This window comes from Succinivibrio sp. (assembly GCF_045124615.1).
GTDB lineage: Bacteria > Pseudomonadota > Gammaproteobacteria > Enterobacterales > Succinivibrionaceae > Succinivibrio > Succinivibrio faecicola.
The window spans coordinates 1-2,457 of record NZ_JBGVMC010000132.1 but is presented as its reverse complement, the minus strand read 5'-3'; the positions used below and the strand labels follow the sequence as shown (position 1 = coordinate 2,457).

The 2,457-nt window shown below is 35.2% G+C and carries 2 protein-coding genes; both read left to right on the top strand.

The window, feature by feature from the left end:
* Positions 1–377: 377 nt before the first annotated feature.
* A complete protein-coding gene (locus tag ACJML3_RS03550; RefSeq protein ID WP_406020677.1) occupies positions 378–1,445 on the top strand; it encodes an OmpA family protein in 1,068 nt (355 codons plus the stop codon).
* Between the two features lie 152 nt (positions 1,446–1,597).
* Positions 1,598–2,457 (top strand): outer membrane beta-barrel protein (locus ACJML3_RS03545; RefSeq protein ID WP_406020675.1); only part of this gene is annotated, 860 nt, incomplete at its 3' end.

The following is a 2,457-nucleotide window of genomic DNA, read 5'->3' as shown; positions in this document are numbered from 1 at the left end:
TATATATTATGGACTATGATACACCCAAAATGAATTTTTGAAAAGAAAAATCCTTAAAAATCAGTGGGGAAAAATTTATATTTAGGGAATTTGTGATGAAAATCACCCCTGTTAGATACTAGGGGTGACGGAGTTTAGGTTATATAAAGCCCTGAAAATTCAGGGCTTTTTTTTGTATCTGCACAATTCCGATTTTTTATTTCTTAAAATAGTTTTCATCTTTTCGATTTTTGTTGAAAACTAGTGAAAGAAATTATCATATATACGCACAAATATTGTAATCTTCCTGATTTGATTAGTGATAAAATTTCAATATTCCTAAAATTAGGGATAATAATTTAATAATACTTGAATATTTTATTCTTGAAGGTATAAAAATGAAAAAGTCCGCTTTAGCATTAGTATTATCTGCAGCTTGCTCTTTATCTGCAAATGCTGCTGTTGAGGGTACATGGTCTGTTGGTGCAGCAGGTGGTTGGACCCACTATTTTGAACAAAATTTCAATACTACTTATGATGTAACAGATGACTCATACGACAAGTTAAATATTTCTGATAGCAATGGTTATGGATTTAAGTTAAACGGTGAATACAATTTCACTGATTATTTAGGCTTAGGTTTAGCTTGGGACCATATGAGAGGCGGTAAGATTGAGAGTACTGAAATATCATCAGATGGTGCTCTCTTTTACAGTGATACATATAAGTTTAAGGCAAATGTTGCAGAGCTTTATGCAAGATTAGCTATGCCTTTAGATAACAACGGTTCAGATGTTTTCTTTAAAGTTGGTCCTGCTGTTTCATGGTTTAAAGTTAATGGAGATACAGAGCGTAAGTTAGGAGCTGTTGCAGGTATCGGTGGTCAGTGGGCTGTAAATGATGCTCTCGCAATCCGTGCAGGTTACGACTTCTTCTTCAAAACAGCAAAATCAGAAGACTCATCTGATAAGATCAATACTGGTCTTTTATATGTTGGTTTACAGTATTCATTTGGTGCTCCAAAAGCTCAGGCTCCTGTAGTTCAGGCTCCTGTTGCAAAGAAAACTATTCGTGTAACTGAGAATCACTCATTAGCTGCAGGTTTATTATTCCCATTTGATGGTTCAAATCTATCAGTTGAAGGAAAGAAAGCAATCAATGATGTTGTTGAATCATCAAAGGCTTTACAGAATACTGAGTTTGAAGTTTATGGTTATACAGATCGTTTAGGCTCTGATGCATACAATAACAAGTTATCACAGCGCCGTGCTGATTCTGTAACAAATGAGTTACAGAACAAGGGTGTTACTGTAAAGGTTTCAGAAGGTAGAGGTAAGTCTTCTCCTGTTACTGGTAACAAGTGTGATGGTGTAAAGGGCCGTAACAATGTTATCAACTGTTTAGCTGCAGATCGTCGTGTAGAGATCGTTATCACTGGCGATACCACAAAAGAAGAGCAGTTATAATATAATCATTTAATAAGCTGATCTATAAGGCTATAGCAAAAAAAATTGTTATAGCCTTTTTCTTTTTAATTCTTCTTATAAATCCGTCTAATACTTAACTAAGCAAATACGACTAAACTTTTTATCGTTTAATCATATTTATAGGAACTATTATGAAAAGATCTTTACTTGCTTTAGCAGTAGCTTTAGGTGTTTCACTAACTGCAAATGCAGCTGTTGAAGGTACTTACTCTGTAGGTGCTGCAGCTGGTTGGAATTACGCTTTTGATCATAATTTTGGTTATAAAGCTTACACATTTTCAAATGGCGTAAACGCTAAATATAAAGAAAAATTATCAGATAGACACGGATATGGTTTCAAGCTAAACGGCGAGTATAATTTTACAGATTGGTTCGCTTTAGGTGCTGGATATGATTACTTAAATGGTAATAAGTACAAAGTTGATGGCCAATTATCTAACGGTACAACTTTATCTACAGGCGATACAAAATTACATTCAAATATTATTGAGTTATATGGCAGAATTGCAATGCCATTAGATAACAATGGTTCAGATATTTTCTTCAAGGTGGGCCCTACCTACAATATGACAACACTAGCTACAGGTCATAGCCGTGAATGGGGCGCTGTAGCTGGTATTGGTGCTCAGTGGGCAGTTAACAACCAGTTAGCTTTAAGAGCAGGTTACGATTATTTATATAAAGCAGCTAAGACTACAACTGGTGAAAGAATCGATAACGGTCTTTTATATGTAGGCGTTCAGTATACATTTGGTAAGAAAGAAGAGCCTGTAGTTGCTCCAAAACCAGCTCCAAAGAAGACTGTTCGTATCACAGAGAACCACTCTTTAGCAGCAGGCTTATTATTCCCATTTGATGGTTCAAATCTTTCAGCAGAAGGTAAGAAAGCAATCAATGATGTTGTTTCTTCATCTGACAAATTTGATAATACAGAATTTGAAGTATATGGCTATACAGATCGTTTAGGCTCTGATGCATACAACAACAAGTT